General features: G+C 65.3%; 24 protein-coding genes and 2 tRNA genes. 13 read left to right on the top strand and 13 right to left on the bottom strand.

The window, feature by feature from the left end; genetic code table 11:
• The first annotated feature begins 2 nt into the window (after positions 1-2).
• The 9 genes from J5J86_RS20725 to J5J86_RS20685 all read left to right on the top strand — a co-directional run bounded on the left by J5J86_RS20725 (position 3) and on the right by J5J86_RS20685 (position 6,158).
• Positions 3-449 (top strand): HK97-gp10 family putative phage morphogenesis protein, encoded by a 447-nt coding sequence (locus J5J86_RS20725; RefSeq protein ID WP_247657739.1) that lies wholly within the window; start codon positions 3-5, stop codon positions 447-449.
• Between the two features lie 3 nt (positions 450-452).
• Complete coding sequence (locus J5J86_RS20720; protein WP_209101586.1) at positions 453-914, top strand: hypothetical protein; 462 nt, start codon at positions 453-455, stop codon at positions 912-914.
• Positions 914-1,255: a hypothetical protein gene (locus J5J86_RS20715; protein ID WP_209101576.1), complete on the top strand. Its 342-nt coding sequence runs from the start codon at positions 914-916 to the stop codon at positions 1,253-1,255. The genes J5J86_RS20720 and J5J86_RS20715 overlap by 1 nt, the downstream gene beginning before the upstream one ends.
• 2 nt (positions 1,256-1,257) lie before the next feature.
• Entirely contained in the window at positions 1,258-1,488 is a 231-nt protein-coding gene (locus tag J5J86_RS20710) for a hypothetical protein (protein WP_209101573.1), read from the top strand.
• Complete coding sequence (locus tag J5J86_RS20705) at positions 1,485-1,886, top strand: DUF3168 domain-containing protein (protein WP_209101571.1); 402 nt, start codon at positions 1,485-1,487, stop codon at positions 1,884-1,886. Before J5J86_RS20710 ends, J5J86_RS20705 begins: the two co-directional genes overlap by 4 nt.
• Complete coding sequence (locus tag J5J86_RS20700; protein ID WP_209101568.1) at positions 1,883-2,212, top strand: head-tail adaptor protein; 330 nt, start codon at positions 1,883-1,885, stop codon at positions 2,210-2,212. Before J5J86_RS20705 ends, J5J86_RS20700 begins: the two co-directional genes overlap by 4 nt.
• 112 nt (positions 2,213-2,324) lie before the next feature.
• A complete protein-coding gene (locus J5J86_RS20695) occupies positions 2,325-2,729 on the top strand; it encodes a phage terminase small subunit P27 family (RefSeq protein WP_209101567.1) in 405 nt (134 codons plus the stop codon).
• Positions 2,698-4,296, top strand: a complete 1,599-nt coding sequence (locus J5J86_RS20690; protein WP_446698635.1) for a terminase large subunit — start codon at positions 2,698-2,700, stop codon at positions 4,294-4,296. Before J5J86_RS20695 ends, J5J86_RS20690 begins: the two co-directional genes overlap by 32 nt.
• Positions 4,296-6,158 carry a hypothetical protein gene (locus tag J5J86_RS20685; protein WP_209101563.1) on the top strand — a complete coding sequence of 621 codons (1,863 nt, stop codon included), beginning with the start codon at positions 4,296-4,298 and terminating at the stop codon, positions 6,156-6,158. Before J5J86_RS20690 ends, J5J86_RS20685 begins: the two co-directional genes overlap by 1 nt.
• A gap of 230 nt (positions 6,159-6,388) precedes the next feature.
• Here the strand turns inward: J5J86_RS20685 and J5J86_RS20680 are convergent.
• The 3 genes from J5J86_RS20680 to J5J86_RS20670 all read right to left on the bottom strand — a co-directional run bounded on the left by J5J86_RS20680 (position 6,389) and on the right by J5J86_RS20670 (position 8,531).
• Positions 6,389-6,464 (bottom strand) — tRNA-Ala (locus tag J5J86_RS20680).
• A gap of 143 nt (positions 6,465-6,607) precedes the next feature.
• Positions 6,608-7,276 (bottom strand): ParA family protein, encoded by a 669-nt coding sequence (locus tag J5J86_RS20675; protein WP_209101560.1) that lies wholly within the window; start codon positions 7,274-7,276, stop codon positions 6,608-6,610.
• A gap of 82 nt (positions 7,277-7,358) precedes the next feature.
• A complete protein-coding gene (locus tag J5J86_RS20670; RefSeq protein WP_209101557.1) occupies positions 7,359-8,531 on the bottom strand; it encodes a nucleotide disphospho-sugar-binding domain-containing protein in 1,173 nt (390 codons plus the stop codon).
• A gap of 302 nt (positions 8,532-8,833) precedes the next feature.
• Here J5J86_RS20670 and J5J86_RS20665 point away from each other — a divergent pair, with 302 nt between their 5' ends.
• Entirely contained in the window at positions 8,834-9,073 is a 240-nt protein-coding gene (locus tag J5J86_RS20665; protein ID WP_209101555.1) for a hypothetical protein, read from the top strand.
• Positions 9,074-9,112: 39 nt separating this feature from the next.
• Here the strand turns inward: J5J86_RS20665 and J5J86_RS20660 are convergent, their stop codons facing one another.
• Together J5J86_RS20660 and J5J86_RS20655 are read right to left on the bottom strand one after the other, a co-directional pair.
• A complete protein-coding gene (locus tag J5J86_RS20660; protein ID WP_209101549.1) occupies positions 9,113-9,547 on the bottom strand; it encodes a hypothetical protein in 435 nt (144 codons plus the stop codon).
• A 2-nt stretch (positions 9,548-9,549) separates the two neighbouring features.
• Entirely contained in the window at positions 9,550-9,795 is a 246-nt protein-coding gene (locus tag J5J86_RS20655) for a hypothetical protein (protein ID WP_209101546.1), read from the bottom strand.
• A 338-nt stretch (positions 9,796-10,133) separates the two neighbouring features.
• On the opposite strand from J5J86_RS20655, the gene J5J86_RS20650 reads away from it, so the two are divergent.
• Positions 10,134-10,763, top strand: a complete 630-nt coding sequence (locus J5J86_RS20650) for a glycosyltransferase (RefSeq protein WP_247657738.1) — start codon at positions 10,134-10,136, stop codon at positions 10,761-10,763.
• Positions 10,764-10,782: 19 nt separating this feature from the next.
• On the opposite strand, the gene poxB is transcribed toward J5J86_RS20650, so the two are convergent.
• A complete protein-coding gene (gene poxB / locus J5J86_RS20645; protein WP_209101535.1) occupies positions 10,783-12,510 on the bottom strand; it encodes a ubiquinone-dependent pyruvate dehydrogenase in 1,728 nt (575 codons plus the stop codon).
• A 244-nt stretch (positions 12,511-12,754) separates the two neighbouring features.
• Here poxB and J5J86_RS20640 point away from each other — a divergent pair, with 244 nt between their 5' ends.
• Positions 12,755-13,780: a glycosyltransferase family 10 domain-containing protein gene (locus tag J5J86_RS20640; protein ID WP_209101532.1), complete on the top strand. Its 1,026-nt coding sequence runs from the start codon at positions 12,755-12,757 to the stop codon at positions 13,778-13,780.
• A 186-nt stretch (positions 13,781-13,966) separates the two neighbouring features.
• On the opposite strand, the gene J5J86_RS20635 is transcribed toward J5J86_RS20640, so the two are convergent.
• Positions 13,967-15,646, bottom strand: a complete 1,680-nt coding sequence (locus tag J5J86_RS20635; RefSeq protein ID WP_247657736.1) for an acyl-CoA dehydrogenase family protein — start codon at positions 15,644-15,646, stop codon at positions 13,967-13,969.
• On the opposite strand from J5J86_RS20635, the gene J5J86_RS20630 reads away from it, so the two are divergent.
• Positions 15,625-16,263 (top strand): helix-turn-helix transcriptional regulator, encoded by a 639-nt coding sequence (locus J5J86_RS20630; protein WP_209101529.1) that lies wholly within the window; start codon positions 15,625-15,627, stop codon positions 16,261-16,263. The genes J5J86_RS20635 and J5J86_RS20630 overlap by 22 nt on opposite strands.
• Before the next feature lie 9 nt (positions 16,264-16,272).
• On the opposite strand, the gene J5J86_RS20625 is transcribed toward J5J86_RS20630, so the two are convergent.
• The 6 genes from J5J86_RS20625 to J5J86_RS20600 all read right to left on the bottom strand — a co-directional run bounded on the left by J5J86_RS20625 (position 16,273) and on the right by J5J86_RS20600 (position 24,356).
• On the bottom strand, positions 16,273-17,568 hold the full coding sequence (locus J5J86_RS20625) for an acyl-CoA dehydrogenase family protein (protein WP_209101527.1): 1,296 nt from the start codon (positions 17,566-17,568) through the stop codon (positions 16,273-16,275).
• Between the two features lie 655 nt (positions 17,569-18,223).
• Positions 18,224-18,300, bottom strand: a tRNA-Arg gene (locus tag J5J86_RS20620).
• Entirely contained in the window at positions 18,291-19,118 is an 828-nt protein-coding gene (locus J5J86_RS20615; protein ID WP_209101525.1) for a potassium channel family protein, read from the bottom strand. Before J5J86_RS20615 ends, J5J86_RS20620 begins: the two co-directional genes overlap by 10 nt.
• Positions 19,119-19,467: 349 nt before the next feature.
• Positions 19,468-22,704: a hypothetical protein gene (locus tag J5J86_RS20610; RefSeq protein ID WP_209101522.1), complete on the bottom strand. Its 3,237-nt coding sequence runs from the start codon at positions 22,702-22,704 to the stop codon at positions 19,468-19,470.
• A gap of 120 nt (positions 22,705-22,824) precedes the next feature.
• Positions 22,825-23,088, bottom strand: coding sequence for a hypothetical protein (locus tag J5J86_RS20605; protein WP_209101521.1), 264 nt, complete (start codon positions 23,086-23,088; stop codon positions 22,825-22,827).
• Positions 23,085-24,356, bottom strand: coding sequence for a S1 family peptidase (locus J5J86_RS20600; protein WP_209101512.1), 1,272 nt, complete (start codon positions 24,354-24,356; stop codon positions 23,085-23,087). Before J5J86_RS20600 ends, J5J86_RS20605 begins: the two co-directional genes overlap by 4 nt.
• Positions 24,357-24,395 lie beyond the last annotated feature (39 nt).

Here is a 24,395-nt window from a genome sequence, read left to right as displayed (position 1 = left end):
TCATGGCGCGCATTCGGACACGTCGATACGGCAGCAGCGCGAAGCGGGTGGACGCCATGATTGACGGCGCCACCAAGGAAGCCATTGCCGCCACGCAGCCGGCCTTGATGCGCGCCGGCAAGATCGTGGCCGCCGACATGAAGCGGCTCGCAGAAACCTCCCGCGACACCGGCAACCTGATCGAAAGCATCACGGTGACGCCCGGCGGAAAGAGCACCCCTCCTTACAGCCAGCCCGGCGGCGAGGAAGAGGTGCCCGACAACATGGTGATGATCACGGCAGGCGATAGCGATGCCCGGTATCCGCACCTGGTCGAGTACGGCACCGCGAAAGCCAAGGCCCAGCCCTTCTTCTGGCCAGCCTTCCGCCTGGGCCGAAAGAAGGCCGCCCAATCCATCCAACGCGCCATTTCCAAAGCCGTCCGCAAGGGCGCCAATTCTGGAGTTTGATCCATGGCCACCAGCACGTCCGCAGGTGCGAAATTCTATATCGGCACCACCACGGAAGCCGAGAACCTCTCGCAGTTCCAGACCGACAGCTATGTACAGGTGAAGGAGCTCGAAGACATCGGGGAGTTCGGCGACGAAGCAACCGAGGTGAATTACACCACCCTCGATTTGAACCGCGTTCAGCGCCGCAAGGGCTCGCGCGACGCGGGCGTGTTGGCCCTCACCTGCATCCGCGATCCCCTCGACGCCGGACAGCAGGCCATGATTGCCGCCTCGAAGGAGGATGACGAGTACAACGTGAAGATCGTGGCGGATGACGCGGCCAATGGCGGCACGCCCACCACCTTCTTCATGCGCACAGTGATCATGTCGGCGAAGGTGAACTTCTCCGGTGCCGATGACATGACGCGCGTCACCTTCCAGGTGGGCATCAATTCCGAGATCCTGGAAGTGGAGGCGACCTGATGCTTGAAGGGCACGTCTCCATTACGCTTGCCGGCGCGCCTGCCACCCTGGCGCCCACGCTCGGGGCCGCGCTGCACCTCACGGCCTTGCACGGCAACTTCGGCTCGCTCCTGGCGAAACTGGAGGCTTACGACCTCAAGGCGGCGGCGGACGTTGTGCACCACGGCCTCGGCCGCACCGATCCCGAGAAGCCCCGCACCACGGAAGAGGTGTTCAGCACCGGCCTGGTGGGGCTCACGCCCGACCTGATCGGCTACGTGATCCGCCTCGCCAATGGCGGAAAGCCCCTCTCCGATACTGAGGAGGGTGTCGGGAATGGCGACGCCCCTTTCGGCGTGTGACCATGGCCGAGTATTTCGAGCACCTGTTCAAGATGGGCACGGGCTGGCTTGGTTGGGCTCCTGCCGTGGTGCTGGCAACGCCCATTCCGCAGCTTGAGCTTGCCATCACCGGCCGGCGCGAACTGCTTCAGTCCATCTTCGGCGGGCCTGAGAAGAAGGTGCCCCTTGGCCAGAAGGTGCGCGGCATCCTCGGCATGCGGGGAACCACCAAGGTGAAGGCCGAACAGCCATGACACCGGACCTCGCCTTGCAGCGCGCTCTGATCGCCCGGCTCACGGCCACCACGGACGTGACGGCCCTTGTCCCTGCGTCGGACATCATAGACGGCCTGCCCACGCCTGCCCGCTTCCCCTCGATCCTGGTCGGTGAAGGGCAAGTGGTGAGGGAAGCGAACACCCTCGCTGCGAACCACCGGCGCGTCTATGCCACCCTTCACGTCTGGACCAAGGCCATGCCGCAAGCCCGTGCCATCGCAGGCGCGATCACCTCAGCAGTGGAGCACCAGCCCCTTACGCTCGCCACCGGCTATCGCGCCATCTCAACCGTGATCGCCTCTGCCCGCTTCATGCGTGATGAGGAAGAAGCCCATGGTGTCGTGACCGTGGATAGCCTGGTCGAGGTGACAGCATGAAAGCCGGGAGCCTTGATCGCATCATCACGGTGCAGCGCTTCACCGAGGAACGCGATGACCTCGGACAGGTGACGGCCACATGGGCAACCATCGCCACCCTGCGAGCGCAGAAGATCCAGGCGAGCACATCCGAGTACCTCAAGGGCGAAGGCTTCAAGGGAGAAGCCGCAGTCGTCTTCCGCGTGCGCTGGTTGGACGGGCTCACGGTGAAGGACCGCGTGCTCTCCGATGGCATCGCCCACGACATCAAGGAGCTCAAGGAGATCGGCCGCCGCAAGGGCCTGGACATCCGCACCGTCGCCAGCGGCGCCACGGCGCCAGCCTGACCGGGGGGTGGTCGCCGACTTGCCAGAGAGGCCTGGGGACCGGCGGAGGGGTTTTGCGCGTGATGGAGCCCTCACAGCCTTTTCAGGTCCAAACGGTAACAGAGGAAGCATTATGAAGGGCCGAAAGCCGAAAGAGACCCTCCCCGGTTCCTCCCCGGTGACGAGCCTTCCGACGCCTCCCACCTGGTTGTCGAGGGATGCGAAGGGCGAATGGCGCCGCGTCGCGCCCATCCTGATCAACGAGCGCCGGACGCTGACCGTTGCGGACCTGGCCATGCTCGAAAGCTACTGCACCGCCGTGGGGCTGGTGGCCGAGGCCTCCCGGATCATCGCGAAAGAGGGGCTCATCTACATGAGCGCGACCGGGCCGAAGAAGCATCCGGCCGTTGCGATCCGCTCGGACGGCATGACGCAGGCGCGGCAGATCGCTTCCGAGCTCGGTTTGACGCCGGCCAGCCGCTCGCGCCCCGCCGTGAGGAATGATGATGACCAAGACGCACCCGACCTGGATCTTTGACGGCTCGCCGATCCCCGATCCGTTCGGCTATGGCGATCGGGCGGTGCGGTTTCTGCGGGCGTTGAAGCACCCCAAGAGCACCGCCCCCGGCCACGCCTTCCGGCTCGATCCCTGGCAAGAGCGCATCGTGCGCCGCATCTATGGGCCGCGTCACGAGGACGGCACGCGCATCGTGAAGACCGTCCCCATGCTTCTGCCACGCGGCAACCGGAAGACCTCGCTCGCCGCGGCCCTGGCATTGCTTCACACGGTGGGACCGGAACGGGTGCCCGGCGGCGAGGTGATCAGCGCGGCCGCGGATCGGAAGCAGGCCCGGCTTGCCTATGCCGAGGCCGTTGGCATCGTGCGCGCCACGCGGGCGGTGTCCAAGGTGTCGGCGCTCCAGGACTACAAGAACCGGCTGGTGAGCACCCGGCATGCCAGCTTCTATGAGGCGATTTCCTGTGACGCCGGCACGCAGCACGGGCGCACGCCGGCCTTTGTGCTCGCCGATGAATTGCACGCGTGGAAGAAGCGCGACCTCTGGGATGTGCTCCGGTCCGGCCTGGTGAAGACGCCCGGTTCCCTCCTGGTGGTGGCCACCACCGCCGGCCGGGGACAGGAGAACATCGCGTGGGACATCATCGACTATGCCCGCAAGGTGGCGCGCGGCGAGATCGATGATCCTTCCTGCCTGCCGATCCTCTTCGAGGCGGATCGCGATTGCGATTGGACGGACGAGGCTGTGTGGCGCTCGGTCAATCCAGGCCTTGCCCACGGCTATCCCGACATTGCCGGCCTGCGCCAACTGGCTCGCGAGGCGAAGGAACGCCCTGGCGACCGGGAGGCCTTCCGCCAATTGAACCTGAACATCTGGCTGGATCACTCGGCAGATCCGTTCGTGGACATGGCCGTCTATGACGAAGGCGCCCAGCCGGTGGACCTGGAGGCGCTCGAAGGCGCGCCTTGCTGGCTTGGTGTGGACCTGTCTTCCACGGGTGACCTGACCTGCATCGTGGCCGCCTGGCGCGATGGGGAGGACGGCTATGTGGTCCACCCCTGGTTCTTCTGCCCGGAGGACAATCTTCGCGCCCGGGCCGAGCGGGACGGCGTGCCCTATCCCACCTGGGCGGAACAGGGCTTCATCACGCCCACCCCCGGAAACGTGGTGGATTATCGCCACGTTGAGGCCGTGGTGCGCGACCTGTGCGAGCGCTTCGAGGTGCGCGAGATCGCCTTTGATCCGTACATGGCGCGCAACACCCTGAACAACCTCCTGGAGGACGGCCTTCCCGCCGTCGAGATGCGGCAAGGCTGGGTCACCATGGCACCGGCCGTGAAGGAACTGGAGCGCGCCATTCTCGGCAGGCGCTTCACACACGGCGGGCACCCCGTCCTTCGCTGGTGCTTCGACAACATCGCCGTCCAGAAAGACAGCGCCGGCAACCTCTTCTTCCACAAGGGCAAGAGCCGCGACCGCATTGACGGCGCCGTGGCCTGCGCCATGGCCGTGGGCCGCGCCAGCTTCGGCGAAGGCGGCTCCATCTACGACAGCGACGACTGGTCGCCCGAACTCATGGTGATGTGATGCCCGTAGCAGCTGAGGAACGCCTTGTCGTCGCGCTCGAGGCCCGCATCCGCGACTTCGAAAAGAACATGGCCAAGGGCCGCAAGATCGCGAACGACAATCTGCGAGCCATCGAAAAGCGGGCGCAGGAGTCCGCGCCGCGCCTCGAGGCGGCGCTTGCCAATGCCGGCAAGGGCCTGGTGGCTGGCCTCTCCATGGGCCTTGGAGCCGTGGGCGTTGGCGGCGCCGGCATCGCGGGCGTGCTCACCACCATCAAGCAGGCCGTGAGCGAAGTGGCTGAGATGAGCGCGGAAGCCAAGCGCGCCGGCCTTGGCGTCGAGGCCTTCCAGGAACTCAAGTTCGCTGCGGAACAAGCCCGCGTCGGCGTGGATGGCCTAACAGACGGCATCAAGGAGATGCAGCTTCGGGCGGACGAATTCATTGTCACGGGCGCGGGCGGCGGCGCGGAAGCCTTCCAGCGCCTGGGCTATACGGCAGACGAGCTGAAGGTGAAGCTGAAAGACCCGGCCGCACTGTTCGGCGAGGTGATCGAGCGGCTTCGCGACCTCGACAAGGCGTCGCAGATCCGCGTGGCGGACGAAATCTTCGGCGGCACCGGCGGCGAGCAGTTCGTGCGCTTCCTGGAAATGGGCCGCAACAGCATCGAACGCATGCGGCAAGAGGCGCGCGACACCGGCGCCGTGCTGGACGCGGAAATGGTGAAGCGGGCAGAGGAAATCGACCGGCGCTTCCAGGCGCTCGCCACCACCATCGGAACCAAGGTGAAGGGCGCCATCCTCGGCATTATCGAGCTTCTCCAGGAGATGCAGAAGCACCTGCCGACGCCCGATGAACTGCCGCAGCGCTCGCCGGCCTGGTCGCAGGCGCAGCCGCAAGCCACGCCTCGCACCCGCGCAACCACTTTCGACGTGGGCTTGCCTTCTGGAAGCACCGCTACCGCCAACGTGCCCTTGCCCACGCCCCGCCCGGCTGGGCTCGCCGGCCAAGGCGATTTGAGCAACGTGAAGCGCGCGGGTGAGACCCTGAAGCGCGGCTATGCCGACCTCCAGGCGGCGGCACAGCAGCGCATTGCCGACCTCCAGACGGAACAGGCCGCGCTCGGCATGACGACGCAGGCTGCCGAGGCCTATCGGTTCAAGCAACAGGCCATTGCCGAGGCGCAGCGGATGCAGATCACGTTGACGCCGGAACAGACGCAGCAGCTTGACGACCTGGCGCAGCAATACGGCACCCTCTCGGCCGCGCTCGAAACGGCCTACGCCGATCAACAGCGGCTCAATCAGGCACAGCAGGAATTGGGAAGCATCGCCTCCAGCACCATTTCCGGCCTGATAGACGGGACGCAAAGCTGGGGCGAATCGCTCGCGAACATCACCAAGCGCCTCGCCGACCTGGTGCTTCAAGCTGCGCTCCTGGGGGACGGCCCGCTGGGTGGCCTGTTCGGCATGGGCGCCACCGGAGGAAAGGCGGGCGGACTGATCGGCACGCTCTTCTCGGCTTTCGGCTTTGCCGAGGGCGGCGTGATGACGCCGCACGGGCCACGCCGGCTGAAGCGCTATGCCAACGGCGGCGTGTCCAACACAGCAGCGATATTCGGCGAGGCGGGACCGGAAGCCGCTGTGCCACTGCCGGACGGGCGGCGCATCCCGGTGGAGCTGAACACGCCCCGCGCCGGGGCGTCACGCGGGCAACGGACTACGCTGAACGCGAATATCTCCATCAACCTCGCAGGGGCGAACGGGGATGCGGCCATTGCCAAGGCGGCGCAGGAAGCAGCAGCAGCCGGCGCGGCCATCGCGTTGCGCCAAGTTCCTGCCCTCGCAGTGCAGGCGGTGCAGAACCACCAGAAGCGATACGGCTGACCATCACCAGTAATGAGGGTCAGCAAAACTGCTGACACCCCCCCGCCCGGCCTGGGGAATTTTGCCGCTTTCCCCATTTGCGGAGTTTGTGGCGCCCGTCAACCTGGGCATTTCCCAGAATGAGCTTTGGCGGGAACGGTGGGAATTTCCCACCTTTGGGCGCCGCTTACATCCTGCTTACATGGGGAAAAGCCTAGATCGCCGAATGCGCTCTAGGCCCTTGATTTAATTGGTGGAGCCGAGGGGAATCGAACCCCTGACCTCTGCAGTGCGATTGCAGCGCTCTCCCATCTGAGCTACGGCCCCGATCCATGGGAGGCGCCATTTACGGTTCCGCCCCCCTGGCTGTCAAGCGCACCGGAAAAAGTTGCCCACATGCAATTTGGCTCCCGCGCAGCCCGCTGCAAGCCGCCCTTGCCGGCGCCCCCGCGACGCACCCGGGCAAAACCCTACCGGGCTCGGAAGGGACGGCGGACAGGCTGCCCCAGGGTGCGCAATGCGGCTTCCGCAACGGCGCGCATTTCTAGATCGGCCGAAGACCCGGGTGCATAGGCGCTGATGGTCTGCCCCACCGTGAAAGCCCGCACATAGGAGATGTCGAAGCTGATATGGGGGGCCACATCGTGGCCGAGCTCCGCCAGCTCCGGCGCGATCTGCTGACCCTCCAGCACCGACATGTCCACCTTGGTGGGGACCAGCAAGGTGGGGGGCTGGCCATCGGGCAGAGGGCGGGAGATCTCCGATGCGCGGGCCACCGTCTGCTTGGCAGCATTCAGATCCAGGGAAGACGGGCCGCAAGGGAGCAGGAGAAGATCCGCCACCTCAACGCACAGCTTGAACACCGAGCCGAGGTCAGCCGGCGAATCAATGATCGCGAAATCGGTGCCGGATTTGTAGATGCTCTTCACCCAGGAGACGCCGCCCGCCACCGTGGGCACGTCGTTGCGCACAACGAATCCGAGCCGCCGCGGCAGCGCCCAGTCGAAGGCGGAAGCCTGCGGATCGGCATCCACCAGGGTTACGCTTCGACCCCGGCGCACCAGTTCGCCGGCAAGGTTCACCGCCAGCGTGGTCTTGCCCACGCCCCCTTTGCGCTGCGCGATGGCTATGATCTGCATGTACGCCTCACTGGTCCTACACATGGAGCGCGTGCCGGCAGCGCTCTCGTGTTGTTGGGCGAATTCTCCGCCTTACGGGCGGTCAACCGCCACTCAAATGATTGAGCGCGCGCTGGAAAATTCTCTCGAGGCTTCCGCCGGGCTCGCGCATGGCCAATCCGTGGGCAAAGAGCGTGGCAGATGCGGCAAAGGACGTGTCGTTCAGCATCCGGCTATAGGCGGAGTGCACATTCTCCGGCTTAAGCCCGCCCGATAGTCCGAGCGCCAGGCCGAACTGCCCCACCAGCCCGGCATTCAGCGTCTGCTCCAGCTGTCTTGGCACCAGCAATTGCGGGCGCCCCATTGCCAAGGCCATCTCGATGGTGCCGAGCCCGCCATGGTGCACCACCATGGCGCTCTCCGGCACGAGCTGGGCGAGATCGCCCGGCGTATCGAGCAGGTTGACGCCCAGCGTGCGCAGCCTCTCCCGCTCGTTCGGCAGGATGTCGCGCACATAGGCACAGCCGTCTGCATCCAATTGGGAGAGGGTGGTAAGGATGGTGCCAGTCTGCGCATGTTCGGCCGTGAGATAGGCAAACCAGGTGCGCACGGGGCTGCGGGCGGCGGGGGCCGGCAGCGGCGTGAGCGGCCCCATGGCCGCTTCGCCGCGCGCCTCCCCGTAAAGATCAAGCTCCGGCAAGGTCACCACCAGGCCATCCGCCTCGGCGAAAACGCCCGGAAGCGTCGGCGGCACCGGGCGCCCGCGCCCGTTCTGAACGCTGGCAATGTTGGCGAGGAGATGCTCCTCCTTCAGGCTCGGCGTGCGACCGGGAAAGCTCGGAAAGGTGTCCCCCGTCGGCAAGGGCAAGGTGAAACCGTCGCCCAGGATCATCAGCGGCGTACCGCTGCCATAGAGTGTCAGCGCCAGGACGGGGCAATAGTCGCCCACAACCAAGTCAGGCCGAAACATGTCCAGCACCGCCTGCCAGCCATGCACCAGCGCATCGAGACGCACGGGCTCGTCAAACCCCACCATGCCCATGATGTCGCCATAGGCGCCGATGCGGTAGGGCAAACGGCCGACAGGGGTAACGGCATAGGGCGCCTGGACGACGAAGAAGCCCCGGTCGCGGATGGCTTTGGATGCCAGTAGCAGATTGCGCACCGCGAAAACGCAAGTATGCCCCTGCTCGGCGAGCGCCTCCGCAACCGGTAAAAGCCGGGACACGTGGCCCATGCCCTCCCCGAGCTCCCAGGCGAACAAGACGAGCCCCATGATCTTCCTTCAGAATCGAGCGGCGCGCCGGACATCCGGTGCAGCCGCGGCAAGCTAGCATGCTCCGCCCGCCTTGCAGCAAGCTGGAATAAGACAGGCCGGGCCTTCAACGCCCTTCCTCCCCTAACCGTGCTCTCTTATGATGCAATGACGGCCGATGGGGCGCAGGTGCGTGATCCGGGTGCGGAGCACCAGCAAACCGGGGACAGCCGTCCGATGCTGAACCGCAGCGGTGCAGCGCGAGGATCAGAGTACCGGAGGACGCGGCGGGGCTTCCGGATCACCTTGGGATAGGAAGGCAAATGGCATCGGGCGTGAAGGAAATTTTCGACGGGCTGCGGCAAGTGCTGGATCAGCGCAAGGGGGCCCGCAAGGGTCTGACGGCGGTGGACCGCGTCGCACTCGCGCTTGAGACACTGGCAGACGAGGCGACCGTCATCCGGACCGAACTGTCGCTGATTCGCATGATTTCGGCGGAGCAGGCCCGCGGCGCGCCGCCGAAGAAGAAGGAAACCGAGACGGTCATCGCAACCGCCGAGTGAGGCGTTGCGCGGGCCCGGCTTCGGGTCGGGCCCGACCGTTCAGATCGGCACCTGGCGCCGCGCCTCCGGCGCGGAGAAGGTCAGCGTCAGCACGCGGCTTGCCGCAATGGGCGCAAATCCCGGATCCAGCGGGACAGGGGTGCAGTTTGCAAGCGCGGCCAGTGCCGCCGCCACGAACCGGCGCTGCGCCACGCCATCCCCCGTCAGCCGGGAATAGGTCACAAGCGGCTTTCCCTTCAGCTGGCCCGCGACATCCAGGCCGAAGCGGAAGGTGATGATCGAGCCGGCGCTGTCATCGGGCGGTTGCCAGCACGCTCTCAGTGCGCGGCTCAGGTCCGGGAAAGTGGCAACCGGCGTCCCCGGCCGTACCGGCTGCGCCGCCGCGGGCACGCCCGTGACCCACAGGGCAAGAAGGGCCGCTCCAATGGCGAGATGCCTTTCCACCGCGAAGCAAAGCCGGCGCCGCTCTGCCATATTCAGTTCTTGGGCGATGGCGGATCGATGCGGTCGGCGATCTCCACCAGCGCTTCCGCCAGTGCCCGCAACTGGTCCGCATCCAACGCGATCTGGACCGCCGGCAATGGAAGGCCCGGCGCCTTCGCCTTCCCCACCTCTAATCGCACCCCGCCCGCCTTGCCGTCGAAGATGGCGGTGGTAAAGGCCTGAAGGGGCCAGACCTTCAGGCGGCCCGCCTCGTCCTTGTCCCACGTATCAAAAGACATTCGCACTCCTCCCCCGGCGCGACCGGGCAATTATCATGGAAAACTGCGCCTCGCGTCCCGCCCGAGCCGCTTCGGCAGGGAGGGGAGACGCTTCGCCTGAGGCGATGGAGCAAGCGACGGTCAGCCTCCCCGCGCCGCCCGAGGGGTGCGCGAGGGAGGGTGCCTCCGAGAATCCAGCAGGCACGCAGCCAATACCTGTCGCCGTCCCGATGCAAGGCCCTCGCCGGAGAGCCATGTCAAGGGTGCAGCGCGGCAAATGTGTTTCGCACCCGCGCGAACGGATCGACGACACCTCCTCCAGGCCTTATAGCTTGAGGGAACGAAAGGGTTGTCCCGGCTTGATCTCCGTCATCATTCCCACCTCGAACTCCGAACGGGAACTGGTTCCCGTGCTGTCCGCCCTGGTTCCGGGTGTCACGGCCGGCATTCTGCGTGAGGTGGTGCTGGTGGATGCGGGGTCCACCGACGGCACGCCCGCCATCGCCGATGCGGCCGGTTGCGCGCTCATCCAGGGCAGTTCCGACATGGGCCAGAGGCTGCGGCAGGGCGTGTCAGCGGTGCGCACGCCCTGGGTCCTGTTCCTCCAGCCGGATTCACTGCTGGAGGAAGGCTGGTCGCGCGACGTAGGACAGTTCCTGGAGACCGCCGAGCGCCGTGGCGCCGCGGACCGGGTGGCGGCCACGTTCCGTCTGGCGGTGGACGGTTACGGCCTGCGGCCCCGCATCCGCGAACTGGCCGGCGCGCTCCAGCTCGCCGTGCTCGGCCGGGCCCGCTCGGGCCAGGGCCTTCTCATTTCGCGGCGGCATTATGAGCGCCTGAACGGCCACAGATCCGGGGCCGCCAGCGAGCAGCACCTGGCGACGCGCCTGCGCCGCCACCGGCTCCACGTGCTGCGGGCGCGGGTTGTCCTCATTGCCGATCAGGCGGAGGCTGCGGCCTGGGACGAAGACCAGGCCGCAGCCGGCTGACAGTTCGCTGCCGCGTGGGTCACCGCGACAGAAGGTTGGTCTTGGCGAGGTCCAGCACCTCATCGCCGCGGCCGCTCATGACCGCCTTGATCATCCAAAGGCTGAAGCCCTTCACCTGCTCCAGGCCGATGGTGGGGGGCATGGACAATTCCTGCGTGGCCGTCACGACGTCGAGGACCGCCGGGCCGTCATAGGCCAGCACTTCCTTGACCGCCCCCTCAAGATAGCCGGGATCCTCCACACGCACGCCGTGAATGCCCATGGCGCGGGCCATGGCGGCAAAGTCGGGATTGTCGAGCTTTGTGCCCACCTCGGCAAAGCCGGCGGCCTTCATTTCCAGGGCCACGAAGCCGAGCACCCCATTGTTGAAGATGATCACCTTCACCGGCAGCTTGTGCTGCTTGAGCGTGATGAGGTCGCCCATCAGCATGGTGAAGCCGCCATCGCCCGACAGGGAGACCACCTGCCGCTTGGGCAGGGTGGCCTGGATGCCGATGGCCTGCGGCATGGCATTGGCCATGGAGCCATGCACCAGCGAACCCACCATGCGGCGGCGCCCGTTCATCTTGAGATAGCGGGCCGCCCAGATGGTGGGTGTGCCCACATCGAAGGTGAAGATGGCGTCATCGGTCGCCGCCTCGCTGACCAGCCGCGCCAGATATTGCGGGTGGATGGGCGGGTGCCCGGCTGTGCCCTGGGCGAGGTCGTCGAGACCGGCACGGACCTTCCTGTAACCGGCCACATGGGTTTCCAGATGGGTGGGGTCGGTCTTCTCGGTGAGCTTGGGCAGCAGCGCCTCCAGCGTCAGGCGCACATCGCCCACGACGCCCAGCTCAATGGCGCAGCGCCGGCCCAATTGCTCAGGGCGAAGGTCCACCTGGACGACCTTGATGCCGGTGGGGAGGAATTGCTTGTAGGGGAAATCCGTGCCCAGCAGAACCAGCAGGTCGCAGGCATGCATGGCCTCGTAGCCTGAGGAGAAGCCAATGAAGCCGGTCATGCCCACATCGAAGGGATTGTCGTATTCCACGAACTCCTTGCCGCCCAATGCGTGGACGACGGGGCTCTTCAGCGTCCGGGCCAGAGCCATGAGTTCGGAATGGGCGCCCGCGCACCCCCGCCCGCAGAACAGAGTGACCTTTCGGGCCTCGTTCATGAGCGCCGCCAGCCGGTCGATCTCGGCCACGGGTGGGCGCACCTCGGGCAGAGCCGGCAGCAGGCAGGCCGCGGGCTGGCGATCGGGAACCGGCTTCAACGCCACATCGCCGGGAATGACCACCACCGCCACGCCCCGCTTGCCCACTGCGGCTCGGATGGCGTTTTCGAGCACGAACGGCATCTGCGCGGGATCGGAGACCATCTCGCAATAGACGCTGCATTCCTGGAAAAGGGTCTGTGGGTGCGTCTCCTGGAAATAGCCCCCGCCCACCTCTGAGGAAGGAATATGGGCGGCGATGGCCAGCACCGGGGTGCGGCTGCGCTGGGCGTCGAACAGACCGTTGATGAGATGCAGATTGCCCGGCCCGCACGAGCCGGCACACACCGCCAGCTCGCCTGTCACCTGCGCCGCGCCGGAGGCGGCAAAGGCCGCGCTTTCCTCGTGCCGCACATGGATCCAGTCCATGTCCCCGCTGCGCTCAAGGGCTTCCGTCAGACCGTTGAGACTGTCGCCCACGATGCCGAAGATGCGTCGGACACCAGCCTGATGAAGGGTGCTGACCAGAAGGTCCGCAACGGTGCTGGCCATATGTCATGCCTCTTTTCGGGTATTTGGGGCGCGCACGCCCGCCTTGCCGAAGGGTAATTGAGCCCCGACCATCCTGACTATGGCACTTTTCGCATCCCCCACAAGGTCATATTTGAAGCGTCAGCTAAACTCGTCCACGAAAGTTTACATAGTAGAAATACTTCCACAATCGACCAAATTCGGCCTTCACGCTAAGTCTGAACCCGCACCTCGAAAGAGGAAAAGCTGACGTTCAGAGCTGAAGATGCCGCAGGTCGCCTTTTCTACAGAGCATCGCACCGACACGCTCTTCCGCCAGACTCCCGGAGGTCTGGGCACATGGCAAGACTGGCAGTTCCGGATCGCGGACACATCGCTGGAGGAGGACTGGCTGGTGGTCTTCGACGATCTGCGCACGCCCGTCGAGACCAACCTGCCCAAGGCGCGCCGTGCCCTCGTGGTGTCGGAGCCGCCGGGCATCCGCACCTATCGGCCCGGCTTCCTCAACCAGTTCGGGCTTCTGCTCTCCCCAATGGCGATTTCCGGCTTTTCAGGGCTCCATGCGGCGACGGATGTGGGGCTTCCCTGGTTCATCGGCCTCGACATGTCGGATGCAGCCGGCGCCCGGTCGCGCTGGACCTTCGAGGAGATCCGCGACCTTCCGATGGGTGAGAAGCAGCATGCCCTGTCTGCGGTCATCTCCACCAAGACCCTCCTGCCGCGTCATCGGCGCCGCCTGGAGTTCGTCCGCGCGCTGGCCGAGCGCATGGGGCCGGACTTCCGCTTGTTTGGACGTGGCTTCACGGAGATCCGCGACAAGGCCGACGTGATCCTGCCCTTCAGCCACCACCTGGTAATCGAGAACAATGTGGAGGAAAACTTCTTTACGGAGAAGCTGTGCGACGCCTATCTCGGCTGGTCCCTGCCGATCTTTTCCGGCTGCGCCGATATTGAGCGTCATTTCCCTGCCGGCTCCCTGATCCGATTCGACCTGGAGGCGCCGGACGCGCTGGAGCGGGTGGTGGCGGGCTTTGCAGCGCCGATCGATGCCGCCCGTCGGGCTGCCATGGCCGAGGCGCGGAACCGGGTGCTCTACCGCGCCAATCTCTTTGCACGTCTTAGCGAGGTTCTGGGACGCCATGCGGGTCCCATCGGAGCGCGGATCCGGACGCGGGTGCATCCCAACTCCGCCTTCCCGCTTCTGCTGACGCGGCTCAGCTCCGGCTGGCGCCGGATGCGCCGGTCACTCCTAGAGCGCGAACCGACCAGATTGAATCAATCTGGTCGGTGAATCCGTCTTTAGGGTCTGACCGGGGCCCTTTTCTCCTCCGGGCCAGGAGAGAGAGAGTCCGAGGGTTGATTTGTGGCCTCAGGCGGCCTGGGGTTCAGTTTGTCGTGCTCCGTCCATGAAGCGATGGCGGCACGGGCCTCTCCACATGCGCGGACGTCGCAATTGGCGCCCGCGCACGGTCTAAGTTTATTCAGCCGCGGATACGAACGGGGTGGAACCGGAATTCGAGTATTGACGGTCCCAATCGGCAACTGTGCCGATGCTTTCCATCGATTTCTCGAAGATGATCGTGCTGTCGTCCATCACCGCCCGCGGATTGAACCCTTCGTCGGCGATGACGCCGTGGACGCGGCGGCGCTGCATCCCCATGTTGCCCCCATCATAGATCGGCAGCACGGACGCCTCGCGCAGGAAACGGCCGAACGGATACTCAGTGCTCAGGCTGTTCACGCCAACCACCTGCATGCACTTGTAGATGACGTCGAACATGGCTTCGGTGGTGTTGATCTTGCACATGGCACCGACGAGCTCGGCATGCTGCTCATGCTTGTCGAGATAGTCCGAGGCGCGCCAGCAGAAGTAGCGGGCCGACTCGATTTTGGCGGCGCAGTCGCCAAGAATGTAGCCGACATTCTGGAAACGGATGATGGGCGTCAGCGAGCCCGCCGTGTTGGTCTTGCAGAATTTGAGGGCCGCCTCGTAGGCGGAACGGGCCATGCCCACCGCCGCGATGCCGGCCACCGGGCCGGACCATGCGAAATTGCGGTTGATGACGAAATCGCCATTGCCGGCCGCGCCGGGCAGGAGATTGTCGACGGGAACGCGCGCATTGTCGAAGGTGATGAGGGCGTTGGAGGCGGTGCGGTGCCCCTCCTTGTTGAGAAATTCATAGGAGATGCCGGGCGTTCCGCGCTCCACCACGATGGCGGAGAGGCCCTTGGTGCCGCCGACGTCGCTGTCGGTCCTCACGATCACTGTCTGGGCATTGACGCCCTTGGCATCCCACCCCCCTGCCGAGGACCACTTCTTCCGACCGTTGAGAACATAAAAGTCGCCGTCGCGGGTTGCCGTCAGGCCGATGCCCGCGGGCCGGGGGAAGGGATTGTCGAAATTCGCGGTGCCGCCCGTGCCGCCCGGAGGCTCACCAGCGGTCCAGCCGCCGAGATATTCGCCGGTCGGGTCGGAGGTTGCCGCGCCGATGAAGCGCTTCTTCTGCTCCTCCGTGCCGTACCAGGAGACGGGCATCAGGCCGAGGCCGTTGCACAGCACGGTGCAGGCAAAGCCCGGATCGACAGCGCAAATCTCTTCAGCCGCGATGGTGAAATCGAGGCATGAGAGGCCGCCGCCGCCATACTCTTTCGGCAGCATGGCCATGGCGATGCCGGCCTTGTAGGCCTCCACATAGGCGCCCTTCGTCTTGGCATGGGCCAGCAGAGGATCCGGCTCGCGATCCGCCTCGGGAACGATTGGGGCCAGCACATCTTCCGCGAATGCGCGGGCCATGGCTTGGATCTGACGTTGTTCCGGCGACATGGTGAAGTCGATTGCCATTGAAATTCCCCATCCTTGTTGTGAGCTCGCCGCGTCCGAGGTCGTGCAGCGCCGTTCGCCGCAACGGGTGTCGGGCGGGACGGAAAGCGATGTGCGGACGCGTCTGAACAAGGAAATGGTAGTTTCAGCATAAAAAACTGTCAAAAGATTCTTGTGATTAAAAGGACGCCAGATTCTGCCTGTTTCGGCGTCCCTGCACTGGCGGTGCGGCCTCTCCGGCCCGTGGCAAGAAGCGTTGTGGAATAAAGGGTTCGCTTCTATGATGTGGGCCGTGCCATGTGAGGGTTCAAACGGTGCTCGGCGGAGGAGAGACACAGCGTCGGCTGCTTGCACAGCTTCTTGAAGTCAAATCCGGCCTCTCCGTCGACGAACTGGCCGGGCGGCTCGAAATCAGCCGCAGTGCCGTCAAGCAGCATCTGGCGGGTCTGGAGCGCGACGGCTATGTCGCACGCGGCTCGGCCCGCAAGACCGGCGGTCGGCCGGGCCAGATCTATGTGCTGACCGAAAGCGGCATCGGCGTCTTTCCCAAGCAATATTCCTGGTTCTCGCGCGTCCTGCTCCAGACGTTGCGCGGGCGGATCGGCGATGCTGACCTCGGCGCGTTCATGTTCAATCTCGGGGTCGACATGTCGGCCATGGCGCTGCCGCGCATCACGGGCAAGACGCGGATCGAGCGCATCGTCGAGATTGTCCGGATCATGAATGAAACCGGCTTTGTCGCGCAGACCGTTCCTGGCGAGGAGCCGGGCAAGCTTCCGCGCATCGAATGCCGCAACTGTGTCTACCACGACCTGTCGAAGGACTATCCGGAGGTGTGCCAGTTCGACATCGGTTTCATCAGCGGCCTCATGGGCGCCAGCGTGGACCAGGAGGAGTGCATGCAGCGGGACGACGGCCAGGTCTGCCGCTTCCGCTTTGTCCCCCTCGCCTGAAAACGGGTTCTACCGCAGGGTCTTGTCGAAGGGGGTCGGCGACAGGTCCATGAACGCCCGCGGGTCGAAATCGGGATGGCGCATGACGGACCAGATCTTGCGCATCTGCATGCCCAGATTGCCCGCGTCATAAAGGGGGAAGACGGCCGCCTCGCGCAGGTAGCGCTCCAACGGATGCCGCCGGTCGAGGGCATTCACGCCCATCACCCGCATGGCCCCGAAGACGGCGCCAAACAGGGTTTCTCCACAAAAGACCTTTGCCATGGCGCAGATGGCATGGCCTTGGCTCTCATTGCGGTCGAGATAATGCGCCGCCTTCCACGCGAAGGCGCGGCAGGCCTCGATCTTCATGGCGACGTCCGCGAGGGCGTAGCCGACGGCCTGATGGTTGATGATCGGCTCCGGGCCGCCGGCTGTGTGGGTCTTTGCCCAGTCGAGCACATATTCATAGGCGGACCGCGCAACGCCGACCGCGGCAATGGCGGCCACCGGGCCGGACCAGGTGAAGGCGCGGGCAATGGCGAGATCGCCATCGCCGATGGCAAACGCATTCTCCTCCGGCACGCGGCAGTCCTGGAAGATGATGGAATTGTTCTGGCAGATGCGGTGGCCGATCTTGGAAATGGGCGACTCATAGACCACGCCCGCCGTGCCCCGCGGCACGATGATCGCCGACAATCCTTCCGTGCCGCCGCGCTTCGGCGTGGTTCGCACGATGCAGATATTGATGTTCGCGCCCGCAAGGTCCCAGCCCCCCGCATTGCAGGGCCAATATTTGCGTCCGCTCAGGATATATTCTCCGTTTGCGCGGTCATGGGTCGCCGTCAGCGACACCCCCGCCGGCCAGGGCGCCGGATGATCAAAATTGGCGGTGCCGCCTGGCGACCCCGCCGCCTCGCTGACTGTCCAGGCCGCAAGATACTCGCCGCGCGGATCGCTCGTTGCCGCCATTAGCCATTTCTGCTTCTGCCGCTCGCTGCCAAACCAGACCAACGGCATGAGGGCGAGGCCATTGACCAGAAGGATGGTTGCAAAGCCAGGATCCACGGCGCAGATCTCTTCGGCGACCACCTGAAGATCAAGGCTGCTGATGCCGCCGCCCCCATAGCGCTTGGGGATGAAGCCCATGGCGAAGCCCAGCTTGTAGGCTTCCACATAAGCGCCCTTCATATGCTGGAAGGCTTTCTGCGGGTCCGGTTCCTGGTCGGCCTTTTGGACGCGGGGGGCAAGGATGTCGTTCGCGAATTCCCGCGCGATGGTCCGCAACCGTTTCTGGTTTGCTGTGAGCGTGAAGTCGATCGCCATCATAGGCCTCCCGGAGCATAGGCCCTTTTGAGCAATTAATATGCCAAAAGGGCAATGCACTGCCCCTCTGCTACGCCACGAGCGATGTCGGCGTTCGGGAAGTCGCAAGCGTCAGTCGAGCCACCGAAATGAGGCAAGGCGGCCTTGCGCAAGAGCGTTTCGGGAAGGCCGCTATGGGCCATCTCTTGCCTCTGCGGTGAGGACAGCCCCGGGCTTCCCGTTCATTCGGGGCTTGGCAAATCCGCACACACAGTCAGCGACGGAAGCGTGGTCAGGACTCAAGTTCTTGGTGCTCCCGTCCTCAGCACAGGGATGGAGCGCCTGCTTCCCACAAGGAAAGAGAGGTGGTCGCGAATTGAAGGGACATAAAGCTCGATGAGACGAGAGGCGGGGCGGGCCAGGCACTTGTGAATGACCATTTGAGCGCGGCGGGAAGGCATCGGGCGTCTGCCGACTCCCATGATCTTCAGAGGACGCCGTGTAAGCATGCTCACCCAGCCGAGCGTCTTATCGACCGTCGAATTTTGGAGGTGGCGAGATTCAGATGCAGGCGGAACACGCGCCCCGGTCTTACCAAGGCAGTCAATGAGCGTTCAGCGCTAGGAATGGAAAAACGCGACGTCCGCGCAAATACCAAAGCACCTTGTGGTTGCGATGGCGCACCCGGCACGATTCGAACGTGCGACCTTTGCCTTCGGAGGGCAACGCTCTATCCAGCTGAGCTACGGGTGCCTAGTCGACGATGCCTCTCCTACCCTATCGGCCGGCGCCTGACAATCCGGGGCGGCGGGATCGCGGGTGCCGTGCACAGGTGGCGGGCGCACGGCAGGGGTGGAGGGGCCGCGGCCGAGCCGGCGCGGGGGCGTCGGGGCGTAGAGATTGGTCAGGCGGGCCACCAGGATCGCCACATAGAGCACGCCCACCATCTGCTCCACGATGGCGAAGGACTGCACCTGGTGGGTGTTGGGGACGATGTCGCCATAACCCGTCGTGGTGATGGTGGCGTAGCTGAAATAGAGAAAATCGTAGAAGGGCACCTCGGCCCGCTGGATGGTGGTGTCGAAGCGGAAGGAATGGGGCTCCACCAGGTAAAGCGCGCGATAGATGAGCGCCCAGAACAGGGCCATGGTCATGTAGGCGGCGAGCGAGGCGAAGATGCGGTCGAGGGTGATGCGCCCGGGCGAGAGCACATATTTCAACATGTTGTAGATGGCGAACAGGTAGAAGCCGCAGAAGAACAGCGTCGCGGCCAGGAGGAAGTGCCGGTTCGGGACGAACACCGAATAAAGGTCCAGGCCGATCGCCACCAACCCCAGCAGCACCAGTGGAACCCGGCGCCAGCGGCGGCGGGTGGTGCCGGTGGAGACCAGATGGATGGCCATCAGCATCAGCGCCACGTCCAAGAGCGTGATCACCGCGATGCCGGCACTGAGATTTTCCACGGCGGGGAAAACCAGGATGGAGGCCAGCATCAACACGGTGATCTTGATGTAGAAATTGCGATAAATGCTGAAGCCGCCCGTCATCCGTTCCGCCTGATCCTCGTCCATCCACCCGTCCCATCATAGCGCAAAGCACCATGCAGAACGGAAGGTGGAGCGGGCATGGCCGAGCCGCCGCCAATCCCTGCCCCAACGGCCCGTGCCCTGGTGGTTCGTGCCCTGATGGTTCGCGCCCTGGTGTGCCGCAGGCGCGATGGTTCTGTCTCGCCGATCTCGAGGATAGGCGGAACGCTCCTGCGCCGTCCTCCAGCCGGGTCAGGCTCGGAGGGCGTCAAGATGCCCATGCGGGGGAACGCAATGTCTTTGCTCGCCGCCCTCCCATTGGAAGGCGGAGCCGGCCGCAGGGGTGAATGTCGGACGCGTCCGAAACCCAGGTGAGCGGCCGGCGTGCCCGCCGTCAGAGGTGCGGCACGAGGTGCATGACCATGTCGTTATAGTCGAAATCCGAGCCTTGCGCGGCGGTCAGATCCTCGAAGCCGAACGTGTTCTCGCCATACATCTGGATGTATTCGTGCCCACCCGAATTGCCTTGCCCGGGCAGGAAGACTGCGCCCGACTGGGTGACCAGAACCGGCACGTAATAGCCGTCCGAGCCGCTGACAGTCCAGGTGGAGGACGCCTGGAAGGTGCCCCCCCCATGCTGGGCCGAATAGCCGGCATCCAGGCTGGCGAGGACGGCGGCATGGAATTCCGGCGTATCGCCATAGGCTACGCCGTTGACGCTCCAGGTGCCTGTGGCGGGGTTCACGTCCACCTTCACGAAGGCGAGCTGGTTGGTATTGGCGCAACTGCCGGCGACCTCCACGTCCAGCGTCGCCCCGTGGGTGAGATAGGTGAGCGCTTCGTTGGCGGCGCGCTGGGGAGCGGCCAGCTCCGCCCCATCAGTGAGGGTGTTGTCCACGCTGGCCAACATGTGAACGCCGCCCACGTTCAGCACCGCGGTGCCGTCCCCCGGGACGGTGGCCGAGAAGGTGGGGGCAAGGTTCACGGGCGCATCGCCGGTCTGAAGGGCGAAGCGCAATTCCTGGCCAAGGCCCAGATAGACCATCTGCGAGCCGTTGAACAAGGTCGCCCCGGCATCGGAAACCGCGGCGCCGAGGGTGCCGATGACCGCATCCTCCAGCGTCACGCCGGCGCCCGTCTCGCCATCGCGCGCCACCAGCTCGCCCTGGGCATTCACCACATAAAGCAGCACGCTGGTGGAATGGGGCAGGCTGGAGGACTGCACCTCGAAGCGCAGCCAATTGCCGGCGGTGGCCGAGGCATCGTCCAGCAGCTTCAACGCATTGCCGGCGGTGGTCTGGATCTGGAGGTCGGAAAGGTCGACCGTCAGGGTGAGGGCCGAGCTCTGGGGTCCCAGCGGCGTGGTGAAGCCGGTATCGGCCTGTGCATACTCGGTCATGGTGACCGTGTAGGTGCCATTTCCCAAGGTCGCGGCAACAGAGGTCCACTGGCCGTCAATATCCGCCTGGGCGCCCAGCGGGGCGAAGGTGGTGCCCCCACCCGCCTCCACCAGGGAGAGCACGCCCCAGTTCAGGGCGCCCACCTTGTTGGTGTAGCCGGAGATCCAGGACGCGGTGCCGGAGGCGGTGTTGGTGCCGGTCCAGCCGAAGGCGATCGCTCCTTCGGAGACCGTGACGGCATTCGTCGTTGCATTGTCCTGGTCCGGCTCCGCGGTGAAGGTGCCGCCATCGAGCGTTCCCGCAACCGGCGCGAATGGAACGGCGCGGGTGCTCACATAGCTCGCGGCCGTGTTCTGCTCCAGCAAAGCGGGATCGATGGACGTGGAGCCGCCATAGAGGAAGCTCAGCGAGAAGGTGGAAATGGTCTGCGCGGTGGAGGCGCTGGGCGTCGCCAGGGCCAGACCATCAATGGCCAGGCTCCCCTCTTGTCCGGCATAGGCCGGGTTCTCCAGCTCGCCGCCGGTGACATTGGCATAGAGGTTGTAGGTCTTGGCCGCATCGCCCGTGCCCACCACGATCTGGTACCAGGCCGTGCCGTCCTGCGGCTTGGGCAGGTTGTTCACCAGCAGCGAGCCCGCCGGCTGCGAGGAACCGGAGACCGCGCTCGCCGCATAGGTGCCGGTGCCGGCATCATAGGTGAGGTTCCAGTTCTGCCACAGCGTCTCGCCGGAGGCCGCCTGGATGGTGACCTCGTTCCACTGCGCCACCCCGCCGCTCATGCCGGCATAGATGCGCAGCACGATGGGGGTATCCTCCACCAGCACCATTTCGTGGTTGGCGAAGGTCATCACCATGTTGGTGCCATCGCCGCTATAGGTGGGCACCCCATAGCTGCCACCCACGGGGGCAATGTAATTATACAGGACGGGCGTCGTATAGCCGGTGGGCTGCTCGCTGTCGTCGAAGATGGTCAGCGAGATGGTATTGACATCGGTGCCGAGCTGGGAGTCCCACACCGAAATGAGGGGGCCGCCGACACTGTATTGACGCATCAGATTGTCGGAATATCCCGAGCCATAGGAATTGGAATTGTAGAAATAGATCTCCGAATAGGGGTCCATATAGACTGGCTGGGCCGAGGAAAGATTGTGCCCGAACGCATAGGTCGGATCCCAGTTCCAGTTGGCATTCAGGTCGATAGGGGTCGTCACCGCCCCGTTGGGCGAGGCGCCGGTGGTGCCGTAATAGCCGGCGGTGAAGCCGGTCAGGAACTGGGTGAGCACCTCGCCCCATTGGTTGTTAAGGCCGGTATTCATTTCCGGCGAGGTGCTGCCGAGGATCTGGTAGGGCGTGGTGTCGGTCTGGTTGGTATAGATTTCCACCGTGCCGAGCGTCGAATAGATACTGTCCGCCAGATTGTCCGGCGTGATCTTGATATAGCCCTTGACGTTGCTGCTTTCGGTGGGCGCCAGCCAGAATACGTTCTCGCTCGCGTCCCATTGCAACTGATAGGAGAAGAAGGCTTCGTTGTGATAAATGCCGTTGGCATCGGGCGCGCCGTTGAAATAGCCGGCGAGCGTGATGGCGGAAGCGGCGGTGGTATTTTCCAGGCTCTGGATATAGGCGTCCCAATCGGAGGCCTGAAAGGCCGGATTGGGCGGCGAGAGGCCCACCGCCTGGGACGGCGAAATGCCGGCGCGGGGGTCCCCGGCCAAGGGGCCGGACGTATAGTCATAGACATAGGTCTTTGACGCATCGATGTCGGCGATCTGCTGGAACAGCGCGCTGCCGGTGATGCCGTAGCCCACCGAGGCGCTGGTGCCGTTGGAATAATTGATGGCCACCGACATGGGCAGGCCGAAGCCTTCCACCGAAGTCAGGTTGCCGGCATCGCCCGGCGCGCTCAGCAGGGAGACTTCGAAGCTGTCATAGCGGAAGTCGTAGGTCTGGGCGCTGGTCCAGTTGATATTGTCCTCGCCGGTGATCAACGTCGTTAGATCATAGGGCTGCGAGGAATCCTGGCTCTGGATGAGAAAATAGACCTTGCCGCCATTGAAAGTGGTGGGCAGCGCGATGTCGAGCGCGCCGGCCGTGGTCTGGAGTTGGCCGTTTTCCACCAGCGGGTTCCAGACCGGTCCCGTGCTGTCGAAATAGACCGCATAGGCCCACACGCCCGGTTGCTGCAGCGTCGTCTGCAAGGTGGGAGTAAGGTTGACGCTCAACGTGGTCATGATCTTGTCTCCTCCCGCGCAGGCGCAACCTTAGCGGGATATGGACAGACAGGGGCGGCTATAAAATACCTTCCGAGCGGAAGTGACCCCATTTTTGTGCACATTTGGATCAATCTCCCCTTATGGAAGATTGATGAGGGCTTCCGACAGGAGGTCAGGCGCGCAGATGTCCCCGGGGATGGCCTGCGCGAGAGCAGGATCGGCACGCGGGGCCGGCTCCGGCGGGTCGATGCGGTAGGTCAGCACGGGCGCCCCCACCGCCGCCCCGTCTCGCCGGAAGATCACGCCAGAGGCGCCCTCCGCCTTCCCTGCCCGCGCGCCGTCGTCCTCCCCGTTGGAAGCCACGGCGTCGGCGGCGCCTTCGGGCCACAGGGAGTCGCTCATCGGTGCGACCCGTCCTGCGGCGCGAAGGCCGGGAGGAAGGCGATGCGCCGATGGGGCATGCCGGCAAGAGCGCCGCCCGCGGAGCCGTGGCGGATCACCCGCCCGCCCTCGAACACCGCAACGCACGGCGCGCCATCGGCCTCCACCCACACCGCGCACACCTCGGGCGGCGCGCGCAGCCCGTCTGCGTGCCACAGGTCGCCAAGGACGGGTGGCCGTCCGACGATGCGCACCGGCGGCCCGCTGGCACATAGGGCACCGAACGCTGCAAGGCTCGGCAACCGGATCGGCAGGCCCGTGCGCTGCCGGGCAAAATGCAAAAGGCGCCCCAGGGCCTCGGGGTCCGGCACATGGGCGACCAACCGGTCGCCGCCGGGCCGGACCGACCGTCCCAATGCCTGGTCGGCCGAGGCGGCGGTCAAGGGATGGACGGCGAGGAACACCCCCTCCCCCGGCAGGAGATGAAACTCGGGAGCGACATCCACGCCGCCGGCCACCCGGCTCAACAAACCGGCGATCCGTGCCCGGCGCGCACCGGCGGTGACGGGCAAGGTGTCGGCCCAGTGATGGCCGAGCTTCTCGCGCAGGAAACGGCGGACCGCGTCGGCAGCCGCATAATGGCCGGCCGCGGTGGCAATTCCCCCCATGTCCGCGAGACCGACGAAGACCGGCTGGCCCTCCCGTTCGCAGAAAACCGCCCCGCCGCTATAGCCGGCCGGGACACCAAAGGCGTGGTCGCCGGTGCGGCGCGTCCCCACCGCCAGGGTGCCCAGCATGGGATCGATCTGCCGCAATGTGTAGGCGAAGCGAAGATCGGGCGCGCGCTCGAAGCCGCAGAAGAAGGCCCATTGCATCCCGGCCAGCGGCTCCACCGCCTCCAGGGGCGGCGCCACGCCGAACACGGGTTCGTCGAGCTTCAGCAAGGCCAGATCCAGGTGCCGATCCTCGGCCACGCACGTGGCACGCCGCGGCCGCTCCCCGGCCCCGAAGAGATGCACCGACACGGGAAGGTCACCGAAGGTGGCGCGAAAGCTGGGCAGCGCCTCGCTCAGGGACAGGCGGTCGCCCACGCCCTGTCCGAAGAGGATCACGTGCAGGCAGGTGAGCACATGCTGCTCGCCCACCAGGATGCCGGAGCCGTGGCCGCCCGGCTCAGAGGCGTCAACATTCATCACCGCCGCCACATAAGGCGGCCAGGCCGGATGCTGCAGGCGCTCGCGAAAGCCGGCTTCCGGCCCGCTCGGCCGGCCGCGCAGGGGAGGCGTCACGGCCAGATCGGCCCCTGCCGCCCCGGGGGCCGGCCCATA

This window comes from Aquabacter sp. L1I39 (assembly GCF_017742835.1).
Classification (GTDB): domain Bacteria; phylum Pseudomonadota; class Alphaproteobacteria; order Rhizobiales; family Xanthobacteraceae; genus L1I39.
Note: the sequence above shows the minus strand (reverse complement) of the source record. Positions and strands in the feature narration are given on the sequence as shown.

Excerpts from the sequence above, each read along its gene's own strand:
- J5J86_RS20715 (WP_209101576.1), top strand. The coding sequence starts at position 914 with ATGCTTGAAGGGCACGTCTCCATTACGCTTGCCGGCGCGCCTGCCACC.
- J5J86_RS20675 (WP_209101560.1), bottom strand. The coding sequence starts at position 7,276 with ATGCAGATCATAGCCATCGCGCAGCGCAAAGGGGGCGTGGGCAAGACC.
- J5J86_RS20625 (WP_209101527.1), bottom strand. The coding sequence starts at position 17,568 with ATGGCGATCGACTTCACGCTCACAGCAAACCAGAAACGGTTGCGGACC.
- J5J86_RS20665 (WP_209101555.1), top strand. The coding sequence starts at position 8,834 with ATGGCATCGGGCGTGAAGGAAATTTTCGACGGGCTGCGGCAAGTGCTG.
- poxB (WP_209101535.1), bottom strand. The coding sequence starts at position 12,510 with ATGGCCAGCACCGTTGCGGACCTTCTGGTCAGCACCCTTCATCAGGCT.
- J5J86_RS20695 (WP_209101567.1), top strand. The coding sequence starts at position 2,325 with ATGAAGGGCCGAAAGCCGAAAGAGACCCTCCCCGGTTCCTCCCCGGTG.
- J5J86_RS20660 (WP_209101549.1), bottom strand. The coding sequence starts at position 9,547 with ATGGCAGAGCGGCGCCGGCTTTGCTTCGCGGTGGAAAGGCATCTCGCC.
- J5J86_RS20605 (WP_209101521.1), bottom strand. The coding sequence starts at position 23,088 with ATGAGCGACTCCCTGTGGCCCGAAGGCGCCGCCGACGCCGTGGCTTCC.
- J5J86_RS20705 (WP_209101571.1), top strand. The coding sequence starts at position 1,485 with ATGACACCGGACCTCGCCTTGCAGCGCGCTCTGATCGCCCGGCTCACG.
- J5J86_RS20700 (WP_209101568.1), top strand. The coding sequence starts at position 1,883 with ATGAAAGCCGGGAGCCTTGATCGCATCATCACGGTGCAGCGCTTCACC.
- J5J86_RS20610 (WP_209101522.1), bottom strand. The coding sequence starts at position 22,704 with ATGACCACGTTGAGCGTCAACCTTACTCCCACCTTGCAGACGACGCTG.
- J5J86_RS20655 (WP_209101546.1), bottom strand. The coding sequence starts at position 9,795 with ATGTCTTTTGATACGTGGGACAAGGACGAGGCGGGCCGCCTGAAGGTC.
- J5J86_RS20720 (WP_209101586.1), top strand. The coding sequence starts at position 453 with ATGGCCACCAGCACGTCCGCAGGTGCGAAATTCTATATCGGCACCACC.
- J5J86_RS20685 (WP_209101563.1), top strand. The coding sequence starts at position 4,296 with ATGCCCGTAGCAGCTGAGGAACGCCTTGTCGTCGCGCTCGAGGCCCGC.
- J5J86_RS20725 (WP_247657739.1), top strand. The coding sequence starts at position 3 with ATGGCGCGCATTCGGACACGTCGATACGGCAGCAGCGCGAAGCGGGTG.
- J5J86_RS20710 (WP_209101573.1), top strand. The coding sequence starts at position 1,258 with ATGGCCGAGTATTTCGAGCACCTGTTCAAGATGGGCACGGGCTGGCTT.
- J5J86_RS20615 (WP_209101525.1), bottom strand. The coding sequence starts at position 19,118 with ATGGACGAGGATCAGGCGGAACGGATGACGGGCGGCTTCAGCATTTAT.
- J5J86_RS20640 (WP_209101532.1), top strand. The coding sequence starts at position 12,755 with ATGCCGCAGGTCGCCTTTTCTACAGAGCATCGCACCGACACGCTCTTC.
- J5J86_RS20690 (WP_446698635.1), top strand. The coding sequence starts at position 2,698 with ATGACCAAGACGCACCCGACCTGGATCTTTGACGGCTCGCCGATCCCC.
- J5J86_RS20670 (WP_209101557.1), bottom strand. The coding sequence starts at position 8,531 with ATGGGGCTCGTCTTGTTCGCCTGGGAGCTCGGGGAGGGCATGGGCCAC.